At 42.9% G+C, this 22,964-nt stretch carries 11 protein-coding genes; 9 read left to right on the top strand and 2 right to left on the bottom strand.

Annotated elements, in window-relative coordinates; translation table 11 throughout:
- Window positions 1–105: 105 nt before the first annotated feature.
- The 7 genes from AC1RRY_RS00600 (at window position 106) to panB (ending at window position 11,032) form a co-directional block, all read left to right on the top strand.
- Window positions 106–3,411: a VCBS repeat-containing protein gene (locus AC1RRY_RS00600; RefSeq protein WP_492819022.1), complete on the top strand. Its 3,306-nt coding sequence runs from the start codon at window positions 106–108 to the stop codon at window positions 3,409–3,411.
- A gap of 27 nt (window positions 3,412–3,438) precedes the next feature.
- Window positions 3,439–4,950 (top strand): lipopolysaccharide biosynthesis protein, encoded by a 1,512-nt coding sequence (locus AC1RRY_RS00595; RefSeq protein ID WP_492819024.1) that lies wholly within the window; start codon window positions 3,439–3,441, stop codon window positions 4,948–4,950.
- Between the two features lie 6 nt (window positions 4,951–4,956).
- Entirely contained in the window at window positions 4,957–5,808 is an 852-nt protein-coding gene (locus tag AC1RRY_RS00590; RefSeq protein WP_492819026.1) for an NAD(P)H-binding protein, read from the top strand.
- A 286-nt stretch (window positions 5,809–6,094) separates the two neighbouring features.
- Window positions 6,095–7,819 carry a tetratricopeptide repeat protein gene (locus AC1RRY_RS00585; protein ID WP_492819028.1) on the top strand — a complete coding sequence of 575 codons (1,725 nt, stop codon included), beginning with the start codon at window positions 6,095–6,097 and terminating at the stop codon, window positions 7,817–7,819.
- Window positions 7,820–7,920: 101 nt separating this feature from the next.
- Window positions 7,921–8,751: a lipoprotein insertase outer membrane protein LolB1 gene (gene lolB1 / locus AC1RRY_RS00580; RefSeq protein ID WP_492819030.1), complete on the top strand. Its 831-nt coding sequence runs from the start codon at window positions 7,921–7,923 to the stop codon at window positions 8,749–8,751.
- Between the two features lie 155 nt (window positions 8,752–8,906).
- The gene (locus tag AC1RRY_RS00575; RefSeq protein WP_492819032.1) at window positions 8,907–10,055 is read left to right on the top strand and encodes a murein hydrolase activator EnvC family protein; all 1,149 of its coding nucleotides are present in this window, start codon (window positions 8,907–8,909) and stop codon (window positions 10,053–10,055) included.
- A 161-nt stretch (window positions 10,056–10,216) separates the two neighbouring features.
- A complete protein-coding gene (panB, locus tag AC1RRY_RS00570; RefSeq protein ID WP_492819034.1) occupies window positions 10,217–11,032 on the top strand; it encodes a 3-methyl-2-oxobutanoate hydroxymethyltransferase in 816 nt (271 codons plus the stop codon).
- 74 nt (window positions 11,033–11,106) lie between these two features.
- On the opposite strand, the gene AC1RRY_RS00565 is transcribed toward panB, so the two are convergent.
- Entirely contained in the window at window positions 11,107–14,028 is a 2,922-nt protein-coding gene (locus AC1RRY_RS00565; RefSeq protein ID WP_492819036.1) for an FAD-binding and (Fe-S)-binding domain-containing protein, read from the bottom strand.
- A gap of 308 nt (window positions 14,029–14,336) precedes the next feature.
- Between AC1RRY_RS00565 and secA the strand changes: the two genes are divergently transcribed.
- Together secA and AC1RRY_RS00555 are read left to right on the top strand one after the other, a co-directional pair.
- A complete protein-coding gene (gene secA / locus AC1RRY_RS00560) occupies window positions 14,337–17,657 on the top strand; it encodes a preprotein translocase subunit SecA (protein WP_492819038.1) in 3,321 nt (1,106 codons plus the stop codon).
- 88 nt (window positions 17,658–17,745) lie between these two features.
- Window positions 17,746–18,249, top strand: coding sequence for a methylated-DNA--[protein]-cysteine S-methyltransferase (locus AC1RRY_RS00555; RefSeq protein WP_492819040.1), 504 nt, complete (start codon window positions 17,746–17,748; stop codon window positions 18,247–18,249).
- A 323-nt stretch (window positions 18,250–18,572) separates the two neighbouring features.
- On the opposite strand, the gene rpoC is transcribed toward AC1RRY_RS00555, so the two are convergent.
- Window positions 18,573–22,889 carry a DNA-directed RNA polymerase subunit beta' gene (gene rpoC, locus AC1RRY_RS00550; RefSeq protein WP_492819042.1) on the bottom strand — a complete coding sequence of 1,439 codons (4,317 nt, stop codon included), beginning with the start codon at window positions 22,887–22,889 and terminating at the stop codon, window positions 18,573–18,575.
- Window positions 22,890–22,964: the final 75 nt, after the last annotated feature.

The following is a 22,964-nucleotide window of genomic DNA, read 5'->3' as shown; positions in this document are numbered from 1 at the left end:
TTCTAAAATAGCTGCAAACGCCTGATTCCGATTTATAATCTTTCAAATCTCCGCAATAGCAATAATATTCAATTTCTATTGTTAATTTTACATGCTTATATTTTCATGATGACCAAATCGCTGCTTTATTGTTTAGTTCTGATATCCCTGCTCTCATGTAAAGAGAGTTCGCAGGATTATCTGTTCGAAGCCCTTGATGCTTCTCAAACCGGCATTGACTTCACGAACAGAATTGCAGATACCCCTGAAATGAATATCATTAACTACCGCAACTTCTATAACGGAGCAGGGGTAGCGATTGGCGATGTGAATAACGATGGCTTTGCCGACATTTATCTGACGGCTAATCAGGGAGATAACAAGCTGTATCTCAATAAAGGTACACAAAAGGATGGCTCTTTCCGGTTTGAAGATGTAACCAGTCAGGCGGGTGTGACAGGTACAAAAGCCTGGAGCACGGGTGTTACTTTTGCTGACATAAATGGTGACGGCCTCATGGATATTTATGTGTGCAACTCGGGTGAATTGCGGAATGATACACGTGGGAATGAACTGTTCATCAATCAGGGTATAGGACGGAACGGTGTGCCGTCATTCAAAGAAATGGCCGTGGAATATGGCCTTTTTGACGGGGGATATTCTACGCACGCTGCTTTTTTTGATTACGACCGCGATGGCGACCTAGACATGTACCTGCTCAACAACAGCTTTATACAGGTCAATAAATTGCAATATCAGAACCTTCGTGGCCAACGCGATCCTTTTGGCGGGCATAAGTTGTTCAGAAACGATGGCAACAAATTTACCAATGTCAGCGCTGAAGCTGGTATTTACGGAAGCCTGATTGGGTTTGGCCTCGGAATAACCGTCGGTGACGTTAATAATGATAACTGGCTGGACATCTACATTTCTAACGATTTCTACGAACGCGATTACCTGTACATCAACCAGAAAAACGGCACTTTTAAAGAAGCGGTGGAAGAGTCAATGGGGCACACCAGTCTCAATTCTATGGGTGCCGATATCGGTGACATTAACAATGATGGTCAACCGGATATTTTTGTTACCGACATGCTTCCTCATGACGATTACCGGCTGAAAACTACGGCAAGCTTTGAAACATACGAATTAGAACAAATCAAACTAAACCGCGATTTCTATCATCAATATACCCGGAACACGCTGCAACTAAACAATGGCGAAAGTCGTGATGGTATTCCGGTTTTTAGTGAAATAGCTGCTTTGTCAGGCGTACATGCCACCGACTGGAGCTGGGGGGCCTTGATTTTTGATATGGATAACGACGGCCATAAAGATATTTTTGTGGCAAATGGCATTATTCATGACCTCACCGATCAGGACTTTATCAGTTTTCTTGCTGACAAAAACACGGTTCCGCAGATGGTCGATCAGAACGGCCAGCTCAATATCAACAAAATGGTAGAGAAAATGCCCTCTCAACCTATCTCCAATTATGCTTTTCAGAATCTCGGTAATCTGAAATTCGAGAATAAAGCTAACGCATGGGGGCTAGGTGAGCCGGGTTTTTCAAACGGTGCAGCGTATGGCGATTTAGACAATGACGGAGACCTTGATCTGGTTATTAATAATAATAACATGCCTGTTTCTATTTACAGAAACCACACAGTTGAAAAACACAAGAAGCATTTTCTGAGGGTAAATCTGAAAGGTCTGGACAAAAATACACTGGGTATAGGTGCCAAGGTTTATGTATACCAGCAGAGTAAAACACAGTTTCTGCAGGCAATGCCGAATCATGGATTTCAGTCGTCAAGCGACCATATCATGGTTTTTGGTCTGGACGACAATCCGGCGATCGACTCTCTGACTGTTATCTGGCAAAATGATAAAAAACAAACCATCAAAAACCCGAAAGCCGATTCGGATTTGGTATTGGAACAAAAAAATGCAACTCAGACATTCAACTATAAGCCGGCTTTAAAAACCCAATACTTTACTGACATAACTGAGCGGTCTGGCTTGAACTATCTGCACACAGAAAATGAATTTGTTGATTATAACAGAGATGCTACCCTGAAACAGATGTTTTCAAGAGAAGGCCCTGCATTGGCTGTGGGAGATGTGAACGGCGACGGGCGGGAAGATGCATACGTCGGGGCAGCCACCAATGCTGCCGGTCAACTGTTTTTACAGACACCGGCTGGAGTTTTCAAGGCATCTGCACAGTTATTTACAGCCCCGGCTTCTCACGCCGATGAAGTGGCGGCCACTTTTTTTGATGCAGATGGTGACAAAGATCTGGACTTATACATTGCTACCGGTGGCAACGAATTTCTGCACGGAAGCACTATGCTTAAAGACTACCTCTACATCAACGACGGCAGGGGGAACTTTACCCTGGGTAATTTACCGGCAATTTACGAAAACACTTCTTGCGTAGTAGCAGCTGATTTTGATAAAGATGGTGACGAAGACTTATTTGTGGGTTCAAGAATGATAAGCGCACAATATGGCAAAAGCCCGAAAAGCTATATTTTAAGAAATAACGGCAAAGGACAGTTCACAGCCGAAGACCTGGGTGCGCTGGGCATGATAACTGATGCTTCGTGGACTGATATCAATAACGATGGCTGGCCGGATCTAATACTGGCCGGGGACTGGATGCCGGTCACTATTTTTAAAAATCAGAAAGGAAAACTTTCGCCTACTCCTATCCCCGATTCTTCCGGCTGGTGGAACACGATAAAAGTAGCTGATATCGATAAAGACGGCGATCCGGATTTAATTGTCGGTAATCTGGGGCTCAATTCTAAATTAACTGCCAGTAAGGAACAACCTGCCATGCTCTATGTAAACGATTTTGATAAAAACGGCCAAGTCGAGCAACTCATTTGTGTTTATAACAATGGCAAGCCGGTACCTTTAATGCAAAAACCTGATTTGCAGAATGCGGTTCCTTCAACAAAGTCCCGGTTTGTCTATCATAAAGATTACGCTAACAAATCGGTAGATGAAATATTTACCAGTTCGCAAAAAGAAGGAATGGTCGAGAAATCGGTTGTAAATCCGCAGACATCATTTTTTATCAATGATGGCAAAGGGAATTTCAATATAGTGCCTCTGCCAATAGAAGTTCAGTTTTCTCCGGTATTTGGTATAGAAACCTGCGATTATGACCACGACGGTCGACTGGATATCATCCTTACTGGTAATTTCTTTGATGTACTACCTGAAATTGGGCGCTATGACAGTAACCATGGGCAGGTACTGCACGGAAAAGGGCAAGGCAAATTTGAATTGCTGAAATCAAAAGACACCGGATTGTTCAGTACAGGACAGGTGCGCCAGATGAAAATAGTAAAAGTTGCAAAGAAAAATATGCTAATTTTGGCAAAAAATAACGACAAAGTTCAAGTAATCGGATTCTGAGAGGGCCTCTCCCCTCTGCAATAAAACATGAGCGTAGTAAAAAAATTAGCAAGTGATACTGCCCTGTATGGTATCAGCAGTATTGTCGGAAGATTCCTTAACTGGCTTTTAGTAGCTGTGCACACCCGGGTCTTTCATCAACAACGATTACTTGCCGATAATAACCAGTTATATATCTATGTTATTCTGCTGAACATTATCTATACCTACGGTATGGAAACGGCGTTTTTCAGATATGCCAGTAAGAAAGAAAACCGTCAGGAATACTATAATCTCATTCTGTCTTACATTATTCTTACCAGTGCTGTTTTTTCGGGTATTATTTTCTTTGCAGCAACCCCCATCATCAATGCGATGGGTTTTCCGGGTAAAGAAAGGCTCATTGTATGGTTTTCAATTATACTCGCTACCGATGCCATTGCTGCCATTGCTTTTGTGAAACTACGTGCCGAAAACCGTGCGAAGAAATTTGTCGCTATTCGTCTGGTTAATATTTTCATCAACATCGGGCTAAATATATTTTACCTCATGTTTTGTAAGTACATCCACGAGGGTGTATTTCTGACAGAATGGAAGCCCTTTGCCGATTTCTTCTATAATCCCAAAATTGGTCCTGATTATATAGTTTGGGCTAATTTTATTGCCAGTCTGGCAACGGTACTATTATTGTGGAAAGAGTTTGTAGGTTTCCGGTTCGCTTTCGACTTCAAGAAGTTCAAACCTGTTTTTGTTTATGCCTACCCGCTCTTAATTATGGGTCTGGCGGGGGCAGTCAATCAAGTGGCAGACCGTGTCATGTTCCGGGAGATTTTACCGGAAGGCTTCTATGAAGGACTCACAACTGACGACGCCTTCAGTATCTATGCCAATGTTTATAAACTCTCCATCTTTATGCTTTTGGTAGTGCAGGCCTACCGCTACGCCGCCGACCCGTTTTTTTTCTCCAAAGCCGAAGATAAAAATTCGCCATCTATGATAGCTCTGGCTACCAAATGGTTTACTATTGCCTGCATTCTTATCTGGGTGGGGGTAAGCCTCAACATAGACTTAATAAGCCTGATTCTGGGTAAAAATTATCGTTCAGGTATAGTGGTTGTGCCTATTCTGCTTCTGGCTAATCTCTTTATTGGGGTCTATCAGAATATGTCCATCTGGTTTAAACTCAGCGACCAAACCCACTTCGGCACCATACTTACCTTTATCGGCATGTTCATTACGGTTATCCTGAATCTTTTTCTGATTCCCAAAATGGGCTATGTAGGTTGTGCCATTACTTTTGCCATTTCCTCATTTGTCATGATGGTACTATGCTATTGGTTCGGACAGAAATATTATCCGGTTCCTTACGAATTAGGTAAAGTTACGGCTTACCTAGTCAGTGCAGGTATTCTGATTATTGCTTCCTGGCAAATAAAAATAGCAAACCTTTATTACTCTATTCCGGTTCATATGCTATTAAGCCTTTTGTTCTTGCTGGCTGTGCTCTTCATTGAACGCAAGAGCTTGGGGCTGGGCAAATACTTCTCCTTTTTGAAATAAATAGTTATGACCGAAAACCGGAATAGTATAAGTATCATTGGATGCGGTTGGCTGGGCTTGTCTTTGGGCAGATACCTCTCCGAAAAAGGTTATCAGGTAAAAGGCAGTACTACCCGAACCGAAAAACTGGAAGAATTGCAGCAAAATGGAATAGAGCCCTTTTTGCTAAAACTTACACCACAGTTGGAGTGTGAGAATGTAGATGGCCTGCTCAATAGCCGCGTTCTAATCATCAATATTCCTCCAAAAATCAGCAAGCAAAAAACAGATACACATGTAGAGCAGATTCGTAATCTGCTGCAAGCCGTTCAGCGATCATCAATCGAAAAGATTATTTATATCAGCTCAACTTCAGTGTATCCTGAACTCAATCGTGAAGTAAAAGAAGAAGAAGTGCAGGCACCTGAGGAATCTGCCAGCCCAACTATGGTAAAAGCCGAGAACCTGCTGAAAGATTTCATGCCTGATGTAACCATTCTGCGCTCAGCCGGGCTGATGGGCTATGACCGTATCCCGGCCAGGTATTTCTCAGGTTGGAAAGGTCTTACTACAGGTGATATCCCCGTGAATTATATCCACAGGGATGATGTTATCCGGATTATTGAAACCGTAATAACACAGGAAATATGGGGGGATACCTTCAATATTGTATCTCCGATACACCCCATACGCCGGGAGATTTATATAAGAAATTGTGAAGAGTTTGGTTTCGATATACCCGAATTTACAGAACCGCCGGCACCGCAGTCCTATAAAATCATTAGCCCTGATAAATGGTTAAAGCATTCCGGTTATCATTTTATTTTCAAAAACCCCCTGGACTATTTCTATCAGCTTCCTGACAGCGCGGCATCTTAATACTTTGCTATTTCAAACATTATATAAAGCTGCATGTTAATTTAACAGATTACCCCCGATGAACAGGTCGCACTGTTTTTATCCGTTTGTGTCTATACAGCTTGTGAATTCAAGTCGAAATTATTAGATTGCCTGATAAGCCGACATTGGAGAATATACGGAATTTCATTATTTTGTATTATCCGATAATTTAGAGAACTTTGAATATTGTTTGGCAGGCTCGAGGCAGAATTGATGAGCAATAATTAGAATATCGGGGCGTTAAAATACCTACAATCTTTGGTGAATGAAACTATCAAAAATCATATTATGGGCATTTCTCTCGCTTCCGGCCATTGGTATAGCGCAGAAAAATAAGAAAATCAACGACGGAACCATCTCCGAAAAAGAGTTGCAGGCAGAAGCCATTTTTACCGACGGCATGAAATATTTCATTGCCGAAACCTACGATAAAGCACTTACTCATTTCAAAAAAGCGGCTGAAATGAACCCGGCCAGCCCCGGTGCCAATTTCATGATTGCTAAATGCTACCTCGCCACAAACGACATCAACAGTGCTGCGCTCTATAGTGAAAAAGCCTCAAAATTAGATGAAGATAATAAGTTCTACCGCAAGTTTTTAGGTGAAATCTACATTAAACAGAAACGCTACAAAGAAGCCGCTCAGGTGTATGAGAAACTGGCGGATAAATATCCGAGAGACATCGACAATTATCTTGATCTCTCAAATGCCTATATTATTCAGGAGAAATATAGCGATGCCATAGAGGTATACAATAAGATTGAGAAGACCATCGGCATGAGCGAAGAAATTACGCATCAGAAGCAGTTAATTTACCTGAAACAAAACAAGCTTGAAAAAGCCATTGAAGAGGGCAACAAATTGATTGCATCTGAGCCTACTGAGCCCGAATATGTGATGCAGCAGGCCCAGATACTGATTTCGAACCAGCGTTACGATCAGGCCCTTAAGATGCTCGAAACATCTCTGAAACGGAATCCTGATTTTGCTGAGGCCCATATTCTTCTGGCAGAAATCTACAGAAAAAAAGGAGATTTAGATAAATGTAGCCAGGAACTACAAGTGGCTTTTAGTAATAAGAATCTTTCATCAGATGTGAAGTTCAAGATTTTATCGAGCTATATGCTGATGATGCAGGATGATAAGAGTGAAAAAAACACCGATAACCTCATCAACCTTACCAAAGAGTTAATCAAGCAGTCTCCGTCGGAAGCAAAAGCCCATGTGGTATTGGGAGATTTGTTGATGAAAAAAGGAGATTTCGATGGCGCGCGCGATAGCTATGTGAAATCGACGGAGTCTGATAAATCTGTTTTTGAAGTATGGATGGCCATTGTTGAAATTGACTCCAAGCTCAATCAGGTTGACAATCTGGCCAAACATTCAGAAGAAGCCATAGAGTATTTCCCTAACCAGGCTTTATTCTGGTATCATAACGGAATAGCCAATTTTGCTAAAAAAGATTACGAAAAGGCCATTTCTTCTCTGGAAGAAGCCCGCAATCTGGCACTGGATAATAAAGAACTGACAAAATACGTCAATGGTCTGCTGGGAGATGCCTACAACGAGGCAAAACAATATGCCAAGTCAGACGATGCCTATGAAGCCGTACTGAAAATTGACCCGAACGACGAGCATGTTTTAAATAATTATGCGTATTACCTTTCTCTACGGAAAGACAAGCTGAACCGCGCGTTGGAGCTGTCGACCCGGCTAACCGAAAAGTCAGGGAATAATGCTACGTATCTTGATACCCACGCCTGGGTGCTATATGTTATGAAAGACTTCCGGAAGTCGCGTGAAATTCTTGAGCGGGCCATTAAACAAAATGCGGGTGTTAGCGGCACAATTATAGAACACTACGGAGATGTGCTTTATCAGTTAGGCGAAAAAACCAGAGCCATTGAACAATGGAGAAAAGCACACCAAATGGGCGAAAACAGTATTAATATCGAAAAAAAGATTCAATCAGGCCAGCTGATTGAATAGACTCTCACCATACAAAACCTTTGATACATTTGCCCTGATAAGATTTTTACCCCAATCATCAATTGGGAAAACCTGTATCAGTCATTTAAACACGCACAAATATGTCAAGTCGTCATATCGTTCTGTTTCTTTCCTGCCTTATCATTTTATTTACTTCGGCTTGTAAACGACAGAAAATTCATAGAACAGTAGCAACGGATTCAACAAATGTTGAAATAGGCCATGCGGATATCCCCGCAAAAAGCGACAGTGTGGCTCCTTCTATCAATCTTGCCAAAGTAGATGTAGCCCCGGCTGAGGTAGATTTCAGGTTTCTGAAAATAAGGTCTAAAATCAACTATTCTTCCGGTAGTGATTCTCAATCGTTTCCGGTAACCGTGCACATCGAAAAAGACAATAAAATCTGGTTGTCCATCGCCGTTGGGCTTGAAGTAGCCAGAGGTATTATCACGCAGGATTCTATTATTTTTCTGGACAGAATACACCGCACCTATTATAAATACGATTTTGCAACACTGAGCCGTCGGTTCAGGTTTAATCTTAACTACGGTTTGGTGCAGTCAATCTTAATTGGAAATATGCCCTTGCAAAAACGCGAAACGGACGACATTACCAAACAGGATGGCAGCTATGTGATCAGGCAGCAGGAAAAAGATTTATTTATTGAAAACTTTATTGCCGAAGCCAATCTGAAGCTTCAGAAACTCACAGCAGCAGATTCAACCGGTAGCAGTAGAATGCAGATTGACTATGGTAATTTTCTGTCGATTAACAATTTTCTGATACCGCAGGAGATTGCAGCAAAGATTGATGCCACTAAAAGTGATAAAACAACTCAGACTTTTATAAATTTGCAGCATAATAGAATTGAATTTTTAGAGGAAAGCCCCGGGTTTTCGTTCAGTATACCTAAGGGATATTCATCTAATTAGTCTGGTTAAGCCACCTTTAAGACCTGATGTTTTTGAAGCATAGAACATATTTTTTCCTAACCTGCTTTCTTTCCTTCCTATTGATAAGCCAACAGACGCTTGCTCAACGGACACGCAAAACCCGTGCGCAACTGGAGGAAGAAAAAAGAAGGAATATGGAAAAAATTACTGAAACCAGAAAAGCGCTGGAAAATGCCAGAACTACCAAAGAAATTACAGTCGGTAATATTAAAGCTTTAAAAGAGCAGATTTCATCGCAGGAAGAGCAAATAGGTTTGATGGAGCAGGATATCGACCTGATTGACATGGAAATGCAGGATATCATCAACGCAAAAGGAACGCTGGAAGACAGACTGCTGAAATTACAACAGGAATATGCCGCCATGCTCTACTCGGCTTCCAAACATAGCGGGCAACTCAACAAACTCAGTTTTTTATTCTCCTCTTCTTCTTTCAATGAGCTTCTGATGCGCTATAAGTACCTGCAACAATATACCGAAAACCGGAAAGCTCAGGTATTGCAGATGAATAAAGTTACGGCGTTGCTTCGCGAGCGACAAACGAATCTGGAAGGGAAACGAACCGATAAAAAGAGGTTGATTACGGCCAAAGTAACAGAAACCAAAAATCTGGAAGTACTGAAAACCAAACAAACCCAGATGGTGGGTGAGTTATCAAAAAAAGAGAAAGAGTTAAGAAAAGAAATTGAAGCTACCAAGCAATCGGTTACTAAGCTGGATAACCTCATTGCCGGTATTGTTTCGAGAGAGATTGAACGAAAAAATAAAGAAGCAGAACTAAAGCAGGATAAAGAAGTTAAACTGAAAAGTACGGCTCCGGCCAAGAAAAGCAACAAGAAAATTATTGAACTGGATGAAGCCGAAACTATTTTGGGGCGTTCCTTTGGCGCTTCCCGTGCACGTTTACCCTGGCCTGTTCAAAGAGGTTTTATTTCTGACCGCTTCGGCGTTAAAGAACATCCGGTGCTCCACGGCGTTTTAATCAACAATAACGGCATAGATATTCAAACGCCTTCAAATGCCACTGTAAGGGCTGTTTATACGGGCGTGGTAAAAGACATCACAACCATACCCGGCTTAGGAAAAGTTGTAGCTATTCAGCATGGCGATTATTTCACAGTTTATGCTAATCTCAATGAGGTTTTTGCTTCGGTAGGACAAAAAATCAATACGAAAGAAACGATTGGTACAGCCGGGGAATCGGGCGGGACTACCGAAATCAACTTCCAGATATGGCATAATACCGAAAGGCTGAACCCCGAAAACTGGCTGGCTCGCAAATAGTTACTCATATCCACAACAGTACCAGAACTAAAAATATACAGAAACGTTATAGTAAAATGTGCTTATAAAAAATCTGACACGCGTACGAGTTAATCACCGCAACGGCGGCCGCTCATTCGCTAATTCACCGCAGCGGCGGCCGCCCAATCACTAATTGATTTATGTCTACTCATTCTGAAATAAAACGCATTACGACTCATACCCTGCAGGAAATGAAGCGCAAAGGCAACAAAATAGCCTGTCTTACTTCTTACGACTACTCAATGGCCAAAATAATTGACGGTGGTGGTGTAGAAGTAATTCTGGTGGGCGATTCGGCCTCTAATGTGATGGCAGGACATGAAACCACTTTGCCTATTACCGTCGACAACATGATTTATCATGCACAGGCGGTAGTAAAAGCTGTTACAAGAGCTTTGGTGGTGGTCGATTTACCTTTTGGCTCTTATCAGGGTAATTCATCAGAAGCGCTTCGCTCAGCTATCAGAATCATGAAAGAATCGGGCGGGCATGCCGTAAAACTGGAAGGCGGCATTGAAGTAAAAGAATCGATTGTGCGTATTCTGAGTGCCGGTATCCCGGTAATGGGCCATTTAGGCCTCACCCCTCAGTCTATTTACAAATTCGGCACCTATGCGGTAAGAGCCAAAGAAGACGAAGAGGCCGAACAATTGATAGAAAACGCGAAAATGCTCGATGAGGTAGGATGTTTCGGAGTGGTATTGGAGAAGATTCCGGCACAGTTGGCTAAACGAGTTACAGAAAGTGTCAATATTCCGACCATCGGTATCGGAGCAGGCCCTCACTGCGACGGGCAGATACTGGTAGTACACGATATGCTGGGCATTAATAAAGAATTTTCGCCTCGTTTTCTTCGCCGGTATGCCGATCTGCACTCGATCATGACCGAAGCTGTTATTAATTACACAAAAGATGTAAAATCATCTGATTTCCCGAACGAGAAAGAGTCTTATTAAATCTCAGTGAACTAAGGGTGGCACGGCTATACTCGAACGAGTATAGCCGTGCCACCCTTAGCTATTCAAACTAACTATCTCAGCGCCTCATACAAAATCTCGGCCGGATGCCAGGCTATGCGCCCGGTTCCGTCTTTAATCTGATGCCGGCAACTGGTACCAGGAGCAGCAATCATCACTTCCTCCGGTTGTTTTCTTACCGTCGGGAAAAGCACCAACTCCCCTATTTTCATAGAAACTTCATAATGTTCAGCTTCGTATCCGAATGAACCAGCCATACCGCAACAACCAGAAGGGATCAGATGCACCTCATAATTGATCGGTAACGATAAACTTTTTTTACTGGGTGTAAGTGACGACAAAGCCTTTTGATGGCAATGTCCGTGCAGTTTAATGAGGCGTTTCTCATCGGTAAAAGCTTCCTTGCTGATGTTGCCTCTGTCTATTTCCAGAGCAAACCACTCATCAAAAATATAAGTGTTTGCCGCAATCTTTTGAGCTGCTTCGCTGAGGTTCTCCGGTACCAGTTCCAGATATTCGTCTTTCAGTGTCAGAATAGCCGAAGGCTCTATACCTATAATCGGTATTTCTGCTGTCACCACGTCTGTCAGTAGGTTCACATTCCGGATAGCAATCTTTTGTGCTTCCCGTATCATTCCTTTCGACAGATACGTTCTGCCACTTTCTACATGGTTTGGTATTAATACCTGATATCCCAATCTCTGTAAAAGCAAAATCAGTTTTTTGCCCACCTCTACATCATTAAAATCGGTAAACTCATCACAGAACAGAAATACTTTTTTGTCGGATGTGAAACCGCTTACTTCCTTATTTTGCTTAAACCAGCTTCGCAAGGTCTGGTTGTGTAGCAAAGGCATGGAGCGGTCGGGATGGAAACCGACAATCCGATTGGCTATGCGACGTGTAAAATCTGTTTTGAAAATAAAGTTATAAGCCCAGGGGGCTACTCCTGCCAGCCGCATCTGTCTGGCGAAATTTCCTATCAGTTTAGAACGAAAAGGTATTCCGTGTCTGTCATAATACTGTTGCATAAACTCACCTTTCATTTTGGCAATGTCTACACTCGACGGGCACTCTGACTTACACGCTTTGCAAGATAAACACAGGTCTAAAATCTCTTTGGTTTCATTATCCTGCACCGTTCTGGTTACAGAGGTATCTGTCAGATATTGTCTTAATATATTGGCCCTTGCCCGAGTAGTGTCTCTTTCACTCCGGGTGGCCATGTAGCTGGGGCACATGGTTCCGCCTGTTATTTCTGTCTTCCGGCAATCTCCTGAGCCACTGCATTTTTCAGCCAGCCGGAGCATGCTCTCCTGTCCGGAAAAATCATACACAGTTTTTAGCTGTGGTGCAGGTGTGTCGGCCTCATAGCGAAGAAACTCATTCATGGGTGGCGTGTCCACAATTTTACCTTTATTGAAAACCCCACTTGGATCGAAAATCTGTTTTACCTTTTTGAAAAGTTCATAGTTTTTGTCACCCATCATAAAAGGTATAAACTCACCCCTTAACCGGCCGTCGCCATGCTCTCCTGAAAGTGAGCCTCCGTATTTTTTAACCAATGCCGCAGTTTCTGCCAGAATCGTACGGAAAAGTGTTCGGCCTTCGGCGGTTTTCAGATTCACCATAGGCTCTACGTGCAATTCTCCTGCCCCTGCATGGGCATACATCGAATACGTCACCCCATGTTTTTTCAGCAATGCTTCCAGTTCATCAATATAAGCGGGTAGGTCTTCTACATCCACTGCACAATCTTCTATCAGGTTTACCGGTTGAGTATCCCCGGGTAAGTTCCGTAACAGTCCTAATCCTCCCTTGCGCACATCCCAGGCTTTTTTAGCATCTTCATTCAACAGAATCGGGTAGGCGTATCCCAATGAATTTTCTTTGAGCTCTTCAATCAGTTTTTCGGCTTTTTCAATGACATCTGCCTGAGTATCAGCAAAAAACTCAACCATCAGAATCGCCTTAGGCCCACCTTCTATAAAAAAGCGGTTCTTAGACTGCTCAATATTGGTTTTGGTGAATTCCAGAATAAAATCATCTACTAATTCAGACGCCGAGCATTCGTGTTTCAGAGCGATTAGATTGGTCAGCAGCGCCTCATGCAAAGTAGAGGTATGTACTGCCACCATTCCGGCCACTGCCGGGGGTAGGTCTATCAATTTTAATTTTGCTTCGGTCACAAAGCATAGCGTACCTTCTGATCCGGCAATCAGGCTGCTCAGGTTAAACAGTTTATCGCCTTCAAATGCCGCCATCTCCTCTATTACATCAAGCGCATAACCTGTATTTCTACGCTTAATGGACTTCTTCGGAAATCCCTCTCTGATAGCACCTTGATTCTCCGGATTATTAACCAAGGTTATTAACTCTCTGTAAATATTTCCTTCCGTATTTTGCAGACGGCACTTTTCTTCAAGTTCTTCTGCGTTTAATGCGCAAAAAACAGCCTCGTTCCCATCCGACAGCAACACTTTTACTTCCAGCAGATTGTCTCTGGTAGCACCCCAGATGATAGAATGCAACCCGCAGGAATTATTACCTATCATGCCCCCTATCATCGCCCTGCTTGAAGTAGAGGTTTCAGGGCCAAACATCAGGCCATAAGGTTTTAAGTAAGCATTTAAATCATCTCTGATTACTCCAGGTTGCACGCGCACCCATTTTTCCTCTTTGTTTACTTCCAGAATACCCGTAAAATTTTTGGAGATATCAACCACCAACCCTTTGCCTACTACCTGCCCGGCCAGCGAGGTTCCGGCAGCACGGGGTATCAGGGTAAGTTGGTTTCGATTAGCTAAATGTATTAAATGACGGATATCGTCCACGCGCTTAGGTAAAGCAACCGCCACAGGTTTTTCCTGATACACTGAGGCATCGGTAGCATAAACGGTTCTTATGGCATCATCAACAATGGTATCTCTGAAGTACAATTCCCCCTCAAAATCTTTCAGCAATGATTCAAACATCAGGTGTTATTTTTTGAGTTCAAATTTGAGCAAGAAAAAGCAGATTTGCTATGCACTGAAATAGAAAAAGTATTAAATAAAGTTTAAAATTTACCGTTCACTCCATTTCATGGTCATATATTAACAATATTCCGTTATTTTTGTGGTTAATAAACTGTCATAAAATCTTACATTTGCAGCCCCAAAAACAGAAATAGTTCGCTATCAGTCTTTTAATGTTTGACAAAATGGCAGGTTAGGCGGGTTTGGAAAGGTATTTGACAGGTTGTGTTTCATATTCATTAGAAATTAACGAACAAGATATACAAATGCTTAATTTTTTAACCAAGGGAATCACCCAGATTTTTGGAACAAAGTCTGACAGAGACAATAAGGAATTACAACCTTATGTAGGACTGACAAACGAAGAGTTCGCCAAGTTACAGAATCTTTCCCATGATGAGTTTCGTAAGAAAACAATAGAACTACAGGATTATATTGCTGAGAAACTTTCGCACATCGACAACCAGATCAATCAACTGAGAGCAAGCATTGATGAGAATCCTGATATGGAAGTTGACGAAAAGGAAGTTGTTTTCAAAAAAATTGATTCACTTAAACTTGACCGCAATAAAGAACTGGAAGAAGTTCTTCTTGAAATATTGCCCAAGGCTTTCGCCATAATAAAAGAAACGGCACGTCGTTTTACGGAAAACGCTGAAATCACCGTTACTGCCACGCATCTGGATCGTGAAATGGCTATGAAAAAAGGCCATATCAGAATAGAAGGTGATAAGGCCATCTGGCAGAATCAATGGCTGGCAGCCGGAAACATGATTACCTGGAACATGGTACACTATGATGTACAGATTATAGGGGGTGCGGCGCTTCATAAAGGTAAAATTGCCGAAATGGCAACCGGAGAAGGTAAAACCCTGGTGGCTACTTTCCCTGCCTTCTTGAATGCACTGGCAGGAAAAGGGGTACACATCGTAACCGTTAACGATTATCTGGCACGTCGTGACTCTGAGTGGATGGCGCCTATTTTTGAGTTTAACGGTATTCTCTGCGATTGTATCGATAAATATCCGGCCAACTCAACCGCGCGCAGAGCTGCCTATCAGGCAGGTATTGTCTACGGTACCAACAATGAGTTCGGTTTTGATTACCTGCGCGACAACATGGTTAATGACCCTGAAGAGTTGGTACAACGCGAACATCATTATGCAATGGTCGATGAGGTTGACTCCGTTTTAGTTGATGATGCGCGTACACCCCTCATTATCAGCGGCCCGATGTCTCGTACTGGTGATGAAGAATTGTTCCTGTCGCTGAAACCTCGTATCCAACGTATTGTTGAAGCGCAGAAAACACTCACCAACAGCTATCTGAACGAAGCTAAAAAGCTGATAACTGCCGGAAACAAAAAAGAAGGTGGGCTGGCTTTATTCCGCGCTTTCAGAGGTTTACCTAAAAGCAAACCCCTGATTAAGTTTTTGTCGGAACAGGGCATGAGACAGATTTTACAGGAAACAGAAGCCACTTATCTGGCAGAAAACCAGAAGTTGATGCCTGAAGCCGATGCTCCGCTTTACTTTACGATTGAAGAGAAAAATAACTCTATAGAATTAACTGATAAAGGTCTTGATTTCATTTCGGTAGAAGGAGAAGAACAGAATTTCTTCCTGATGCCTGATCTGGGTGTTGACCTGAATGCCATTGAAAAGTCTGATTTAAATGAGCAGGATAAAATCGTTAAAAAAGATGAACTGATTCGTGATTACTCTACCAAAGCAGAGCGCATTCACGCCGTTAATCAATTGCTGAAGGCCTATACTTTGTTCGAAAAAGACGTTGAATACGTGGTATTGGATAACAAGGTTATGATCGTTGACGAGCAGACGGGCCGTATTATGGACGGCCGTCGTTGGTCAGACGGTCTGCACCAGGCGGTTGAAGCAAAAGAAAACGTAAAAGTTGAGGATTCAACCCAGACATACGCCACCATTACGCTTCAGAACTACTTCCGTATGTATCATAAACTGGCAGGTATGACCGGTACTGCCGAAACAGAAGCTGCGGAGTTCTGGAAAATATATAAGCTAGATGTAGTAAGTATTCCTACCAACAGGTCTGTTGTCCGTAAAGATGAAGAAGACAAGGTCTACAAAACTGTACGTGAAAAATATAACGCGGTAGTTGAAGAAATTGTACAACTGGTAGAAATCGGACGCCCGATACTTGTGGGTACTACTTCGATAGAAAACTCAGAGATATTGAGCCGTATGCTTACCCTGCGTAAAATTTCGCATCAGGTATTAAATGCCAAGCAGCACGCACGCGAGGCAGATATTGTAGCAGAAGCCGGAAAACCGGGCACCGTTACCATTGCCACCAACATGGCCGGTCGTGGTACTGACATTAAACTGACGCCGGAAAGTAAAAATGCCGGTGGTCTGGCTATTATCGGTACAGAGCGCCATGATTCACGCCGCGTTGACCGCCAGTTGAGAGGTCGTGCAGGTCGTCAGGGAGATCCTGGAACATCTCAGTTCTTTGTGTCATTAGAAGACCAGTTGATGCGTTTGTTCGGGTCTGACCGCATTGCAAAAGTAATGGACCGGATGGGTATGGAAGAGGGCGAAGTGATTCAACACTCTATGATTACCAATTCTATTGAAAGAGCACAGAAGAAAGTAGAAGAAAATAACTTTGGTACCCGTAAGCGTCTGATTGAGTATGACGACGTAATGAATATTCAGCGTGATACCATCTACAAACGCCGTAAGAATGCCTTGTTCGGAGATCGTCTTTCATTAGACATCGCCAATATTCTTTACGATACTTGTAGCGATATTGTGATGAACGCCGAAGGCAATTATGATGAGTTTGAACTTCGTTGTATTCAGAAACTAAGCATTAAACCTGAAATTGAACGCCATGAGTTTACGAAAGGAAATAGCAAACTGATAGACAGACTGTATCAGCAGGCAGAAAAAACATACAAAGCCAAAAACGATGCCATCCGTAAAAATATGGTACCTGTACTGGCAGATGTACTGAAAGACCGCCGTGCGCTGGTAGATGAACCGTTTATTGCGATTATTGGAGATGGAACTCAGAACATCGGCTTATACTGCAACCTGAAAAATGCCGTAGAAAGCGATGGCCGTGAGCTGATTAAAGAAATTGAAAAAAGCATTTCGCTGACTGTTATTGACCAGGAATGGAAAGAGCATCTGCGTGATATGGACGACCTGAAACAATCGGTACAAAACGCCTCTTATGAACAAAAAGACCCCTTGTTGATTTACAAATTTGAGGCGGTAGAGCTATTCAAGAACTTCCTGAATAAGGTAAATACTGATACGGTCAGCTTCCTGATGAAAGCCAATGTGGTTGAGCTTCGCTTCCAGCAACAGGCTCCTCCGAAAGAAGACAAGCCGAAGTTGCAAACCAACAAGGCCAATGAAGAAGGTGGTAGCGGTACTGATTCTTCAATACGTGCCACACCGGCACGCCAGCAGAAAATTGCCGACAGAAACCAACGCGTGAGTGTTCAATACAAAGATGGCACCATTAAACGCGAAGTAAAATATAAACATGTGGAAGAAGATGTAATCAGCGGGAAAGCCGTATTGATTGATTAAATCTTGTCCACCAATACCTTTGAAAAAGTCGCTAAGCTTTAGCGACTTTTTTGTTTATTGTTGATATATTCAAACAAAATTCATTTGAATGATTCATATCAAACATTATCAGTCGCCGCTGGGTGCATTGGAAATCATGGCGACCGATACACACCTTACCCATGTGCTGTTTCGGGAAGCTCAAAAAAAGCCCAGCAGGCAACTGGAAGAAACACCGGAAGACTCTCTTATTATTGATGAATGTATCAGGCAATTCGATGCCTATTTTGGTGGTCTGCTCAAAGATTTCGACCTACCCTTACTGCCGGCAGGGACTGACTTCCAGAAACTGGTTTGGGAAACGCTCAAAAGCATCCCCTATGGCAAAACAGTGTCATACCTCGAACTATCCCGCCGCCTGGGCAACGAAAAGGCCATCAGAGCCGTAGGTGTTGCCAACGGGAACAATCCTCTGACAATCATTTTACCTTGCCATAGGGTAATCGGATCAGATAAGACACTGGTAGGCTACGGAGGTGATTTATGGCGCAAAGAATGGCTTCTGAAACATGAAGGAAGTCTGCCTAATCAGGAACAGCTACACTTATTTTAAAAAAGCAGCAAAAGGCGACTAATGCGCCTCTGCTGCTCACTATAAATCAACCCGTTATTGACGAAATTATTGCATACTTACTGTTCTTTTGCCATCTTAAAACATCAGAACATTATCAATTACATAAACTATACCGTTACTTTTTTATTAACGATAAGGTTAAAGAAAGTATTCCAATAGCAGTTATGGCTTTTTTACTGCGCTAGATGGCACAATAACCTCATTGTTTGTAGACTTTTTTCCCTGACTATATGCTCTTAAAAAACGAATCCTCCTCACCTTTCGGCAAGGAGGATTCGTTCCTTAATAAGAGCTAACCCTTATTAAACGTATTCTCTGCGTTGCTTCGCGGCTTCCTGAGAGCGACGCTTTTCAGCGGCGGCTTCCAGTTCAGCTTTGCTACCAACAAGTATGTTCTGATATCTACGGTTACCTGTTCCGGCAGGAATCAGGTGTCCTACGATAACGTTTTCTTTCAAACCTTCCAACATATCACGCTTACCTCTTACAGCAGCTTCTGACAACACTTTGGTGGTTTCCTGGAACGATGCCGCAGAAATGAATGATTCTGTACCTAACGATGCGGTAGTAATACCTTGAAGAGTAGGACGAGAAACGGCAGGCATGGCATCACGTACCTGAATCTGCGCTAAATCGGCACGTTTCAAACGGCTGTTTTCATCACGCATTTCACGAGAGGTGATAATCTGACCAGGCTTGAATTTATCAGAAGCACCGGCATCCATAACCACTTTTTTGTCCATGATCTTGTCATTCGCTAAACGAACCACCCACTTATCAACCATCTGGTATTCAAGGAATAAGGTATCACCTGAATCGACGATTTCAACTTTCTGCATCATCTGACGTACAATTACCTCGATGTGTTTGTCTGAAATCTTCACCCCTTGCTGGCGATAAACGGCCTGTACTTCGTTTACAAGATATTCCTGCACGGCGGTAGGCCCTTTGATACGTAGAATATCGGCCGGTGTAATGGCACCATCTGAAAGAGGATCACCCGCTAAAACGAAGTCACCATCCTGTACCAGAATCAGTTTCGATAGCGGTACCATGTATTTCAATTTAACACCGTCTTTTGCTTCTACGAAAATCTCGCGGTTACCACGTTTTACAGAACCGTATTGTACGATACCGTCAATCTCCGAAACAACCGCAGGATTCGATGGGTTACGTGCCTCAAATAGCTCGGTTACACGAGGTAAACCACCGGTGATGTCACGGTTCATGTTGATAGCACGAGGGATTTTTGCCAGAATCTGACCCGCTTTGATAGCCTGACCATTTTCTACAGTCAAACGAGCCATTACAGGTAAGTTATAGGCTTTTTCATCTTCCGTGTTACCAGTTCTGATGATGATTGCCGGGTTCTTAGAACGGTCTTTCGACTCGATAATTACCTTATCACGGAAACCGGTCTGCTCATCAGCCTCTTCCTTGAAAGTGATGTTTTCTTCAATGGCTTCGTATTCGATAGTACCATCCAATTCTGAAAGAATAACGGCGTTGAACTGATCCCAGTGGCAAAGCGCATCTCCTTTCTTCACTACATCTCCGTCTTTTACTTCTAAAGTAGCACCGTAAGGTACGTTGTTGGTAATCAGGATATTGTTAGTTCCTTCTTCAACAATACGAATCTCACCACGACGACCCAACACGATAGTAATTGCGTTACCTTCACGGTCAACCGATTGTACGGTACGCATTTCTTCCAGTTGAATAACCCCACCAAATTTGGCTTTGATGTTGGCATCTGAAGCTACGTTTTGGGCAGTCCCCCCTGTGTGGAACGTACGAAGCGTTAACTGTGTACCAGGCTCACCGATTGACTGCGAGGCAATTACACCCACAGCTTCACCATTGTCGGCCATACGACCGTTTGCCAGGTTACGTCCGTAACATTTCGAACAAACACCCGTTTGTGTTTCGCAAGTCAGTGCCGAACGAATTTCTACTGTTTCAATGGCTGTTTCATCAATCTGAGCAGCAATTTCTTCAGTAATTTCCTCACCTGATTTAATAATCAATTTTTTGGTGATCGGGTCAATGATATCATAAACTGATGTACGACCCAGGATACGTTCTGACAATGGCTCTACTATATCTTCGTTGTCTTTCAAAGCAGATATCTGAATACCACGTAAAGTACCACAGTCTTCTTCGTTCACTACCACGTCCTGCGCCACGTCATGCAAACGACGAGTCAGATAACCGGCATCGGCAGTTTTCAGGGCGGTATCGGCCAAACCTTTACGAGCACCGTGGGTAGAGATAAAGTACTCCAGTACGTCAAGACCTTCTTTGAAGTTTGACAAAATCGGGTTCTCGATGATTTCTCCTACTGAACCCTGAATATTTTTCTGTGGTTTCGCCATCAATCCACGCATACCACCCAACTGACGCACCTGCTCTTGCGAACCACGTGCACCTGAGTGCATCATCATGTAAATCGGGTTGAAACCTTTCTGATCTGCTTCCAATTGTCTCAGCAATACCTCGCGGATACGTGTGTTTACACGACCCCAGATATCAATGATCTGGTTGTAACGCTCACGCTCGGTGATGATACCAAACATATAGTTGCTTTGTACCTCTTCTACCTCTGCTTTAGCATCCTGAATCAATTTGGTTTTTTCTTCAGGTATAATGATATTATCCAAACCGATAGACAAACCACCCTTGAAGGCCGTCTGGTATCCTAGTTCTTTAATATCATCCAGGAATTTGGCTGTACGGGCATAACCGGCTTCTTTGAAAACGCGACCAATCAACTGTTGAAGTTTTTTCTTGGTCAACAATTCGTCAAGATAACCTACTTCTTCCGGCACAAACTGGTTAAAGAGAATACGGCCAGCTACTGTATCTACTACTTTCAATACTATCTCACCGTTCTCGTCTTTTACTTTCACACGGCATTTAATGTGCGCATGTTTCGAAATTCTGCCCTCGTTCAAAGCAATGATTACTTCTTCAGGAGAATAGAAAGTCATACCATTACCCGGAACCGGATCATCGTCGGACGATACACGTCCCTTTGTTACGTAATAAAGACCCAGCACCATGTCTTGCGATGGTACCGTGATTGGCGCACCGTTGGCAGGGTTCAGGATGTTGTGCGACGCCAGCATCAGGATAGATGCTTCCATGATTGCCTCCTGACCAAGTGGTACGTGTACCGCCATCTGGTCACCGTCAAAGTCGGCGTTGAAGGCCGTACAAACTAACGGGTGCAATTGGATGGCTTTACCTTCTACCAGTTTAGGCTGGAATGCCTGGATACCCAAACGGTGAAGCGTAGGGGCACGGTTCAGAAGAACAGGATGTCCTTTTAATACGTTTTCAAGAATATCCCACACTACGGCGTCTTTTCTGTCAACGATTTTCTTGGCTGATTTCACCGTTTTCACGATTCCACGTTCAATCAGTTTTCTGATGATAAACGGTTTAAACAACTCAGCTGCCATATCTTTAGGTAAACCACACTCGTGTAGTTTCAATTCAGGACCTACCACGATTACCGAACGACCCGAGTAGTCAACACGTTTACCCAAAAGGTTTTGACGGAAACGACCTTGTTTACCTTTCAACATATCTGAAAGTGATTTCAAAGCACGGTTACCTTCTGAACGAACGGCGTTTACTTTACGAGAGTTGTCGAAAAGTGAATCGACAGCTTCTTGCAACATACGTTTTTCGTTACGCAGGATTACCTCAGGAGCTTTGATTTCCAACAAGCGTTTCAAACGGTTGTTACGGATAATCACACGACGGTAAAGGTCATTCAAGTCAGAAGTTGCAAAACGACCACCATCTAAAGGTACAAGCGGACGCAACTCTGGTGGAATAACCGGAACCATGCGGATAACCATCCACTCTGGTTTGTTTTCAATACGCGTATTGGCATCACGCAATGCTTCTACAACTTTCAGACGTTTCAAAGCTTCTGCTTTACGTTGCTGAGAAGTATCAGTAGCCGCCGCGTGGCGTAAATCATAAGATAATTCATCTAGCTTGATACGAGAAAGCATCATTTCTAATGCTTCTGCACCCATTTTGGCGATAAATTTATTCGGGTCTTTATCGTCAAGCATCTGGTTTTCTCTTGGCAGTTTATCAACAATGTCAAGATATTCTTCTTCTGTCAGGAAATCATTGGCAGAGATACCATCTTCTGCTTTAACACCCGGCTGAACAACCACGTAGCGTTCGTAATAAATAATTTGGTCAAGTTTTTTCGACGACATTCCTAACAAATACCCGATTTTGTTAGGTAAGCTGCGGAAGTACCAGATATGCGCCACAGGAACTACCAGTTCGATGTGTCCCATACGCTCACGACGCACCTTCTTTTCGGTTACCTCTACACCGCAACGGTCGCAGATGATACCTTTGTAACGAATACGTTTATATTTACCACAATGGCACTCCCAGTCTTTTACAGGTCCGAAAATACGCTCGCAAAACAAACCACCCATTTCAGGTTTGTATGTACGGTAGTTGATCGTTTCCGGCTGTGTTACTTCTCCAAACGAGCTTTCCAGAATTGACTCAGGCGAGGCAAGACTAATGGTGATGCTGTTGAAGTCGCTATTAAGTTTTTTATTCTTCTTTAAAGACATTTTCCTTATGATTGATGTGAAAATGATTTTTTAAAATCTGATGCGTGTTTCCCGAAAGAAACACGCAGGTAATAT

Source organism: Emticicia sp. GW821-FHT11C11, from assembly GCF_058808615.1.
The sequence above is the reverse complement of the archived record's forward strand: the minus strand, read 5'-3'. Positions and strand labels throughout refer to the sequence as shown.

Excerpts from the sequence above, each read along its gene's own strand:
- AC1RRY_RS00595 (WP_492819024.1), top strand. The coding sequence starts at position 3,439 with ATGAGCGTAGTAAAAAAATTAGCAAGTGATACTGCCCTGTATGGTATC.
- AC1RRY_RS00600 (WP_492819022.1), top strand. The coding sequence starts at position 106 with ATGATGACCAAATCGCTGCTTTATTGTTTAGTTCTGATATCCCTGCTC.
- AC1RRY_RS00565 (WP_492819036.1), bottom strand. The coding sequence starts at position 14,028 with ATGTTTGAATCATTGCTGAAAGATTTTGAGGGGGAATTGTACTTCAGA.
- secA (WP_492819038.1), top strand. The coding sequence starts at position 14,337 with ATGCTTAATTTTTTAACCAAGGGAATCACCCAGATTTTTGGAACAAAG.
- AC1RRY_RS00590 (WP_492819026.1), top strand. The coding sequence starts at position 4,957 with ATGACCGAAAACCGGAATAGTATAAGTATCATTGGATGCGGTTGGCTG.
- AC1RRY_RS00585 (WP_492819028.1), top strand. The coding sequence starts at position 6,095 with ATGAAACTATCAAAAATCATATTATGGGCATTTCTCTCGCTTCCGGCC.
- AC1RRY_RS00555 (WP_492819040.1), top strand. The coding sequence starts at position 17,746 with ATGATTCATATCAAACATTATCAGTCGCCGCTGGGTGCATTGGAAATC.
- lolB1 (WP_492819030.1), top strand. The coding sequence starts at position 7,921 with ATGTCAAGTCGTCATATCGTTCTGTTTCTTTCCTGCCTTATCATTTTA.
- AC1RRY_RS00575 (WP_492819032.1), top strand. The coding sequence starts at position 8,907 with ATGGAAAAAATTACTGAAACCAGAAAAGCGCTGGAAAATGCCAGAACT.
- panB (WP_492819034.1), top strand. The coding sequence starts at position 10,217 with ATGTCTACTCATTCTGAAATAAAACGCATTACGACTCATACCCTGCAG.
- rpoC (WP_492819042.1), bottom strand. The coding sequence starts at position 22,889 with ATGTCTTTAAAGAAGAATAAAAAACTTAATAGCGACTTCAACAGCATC.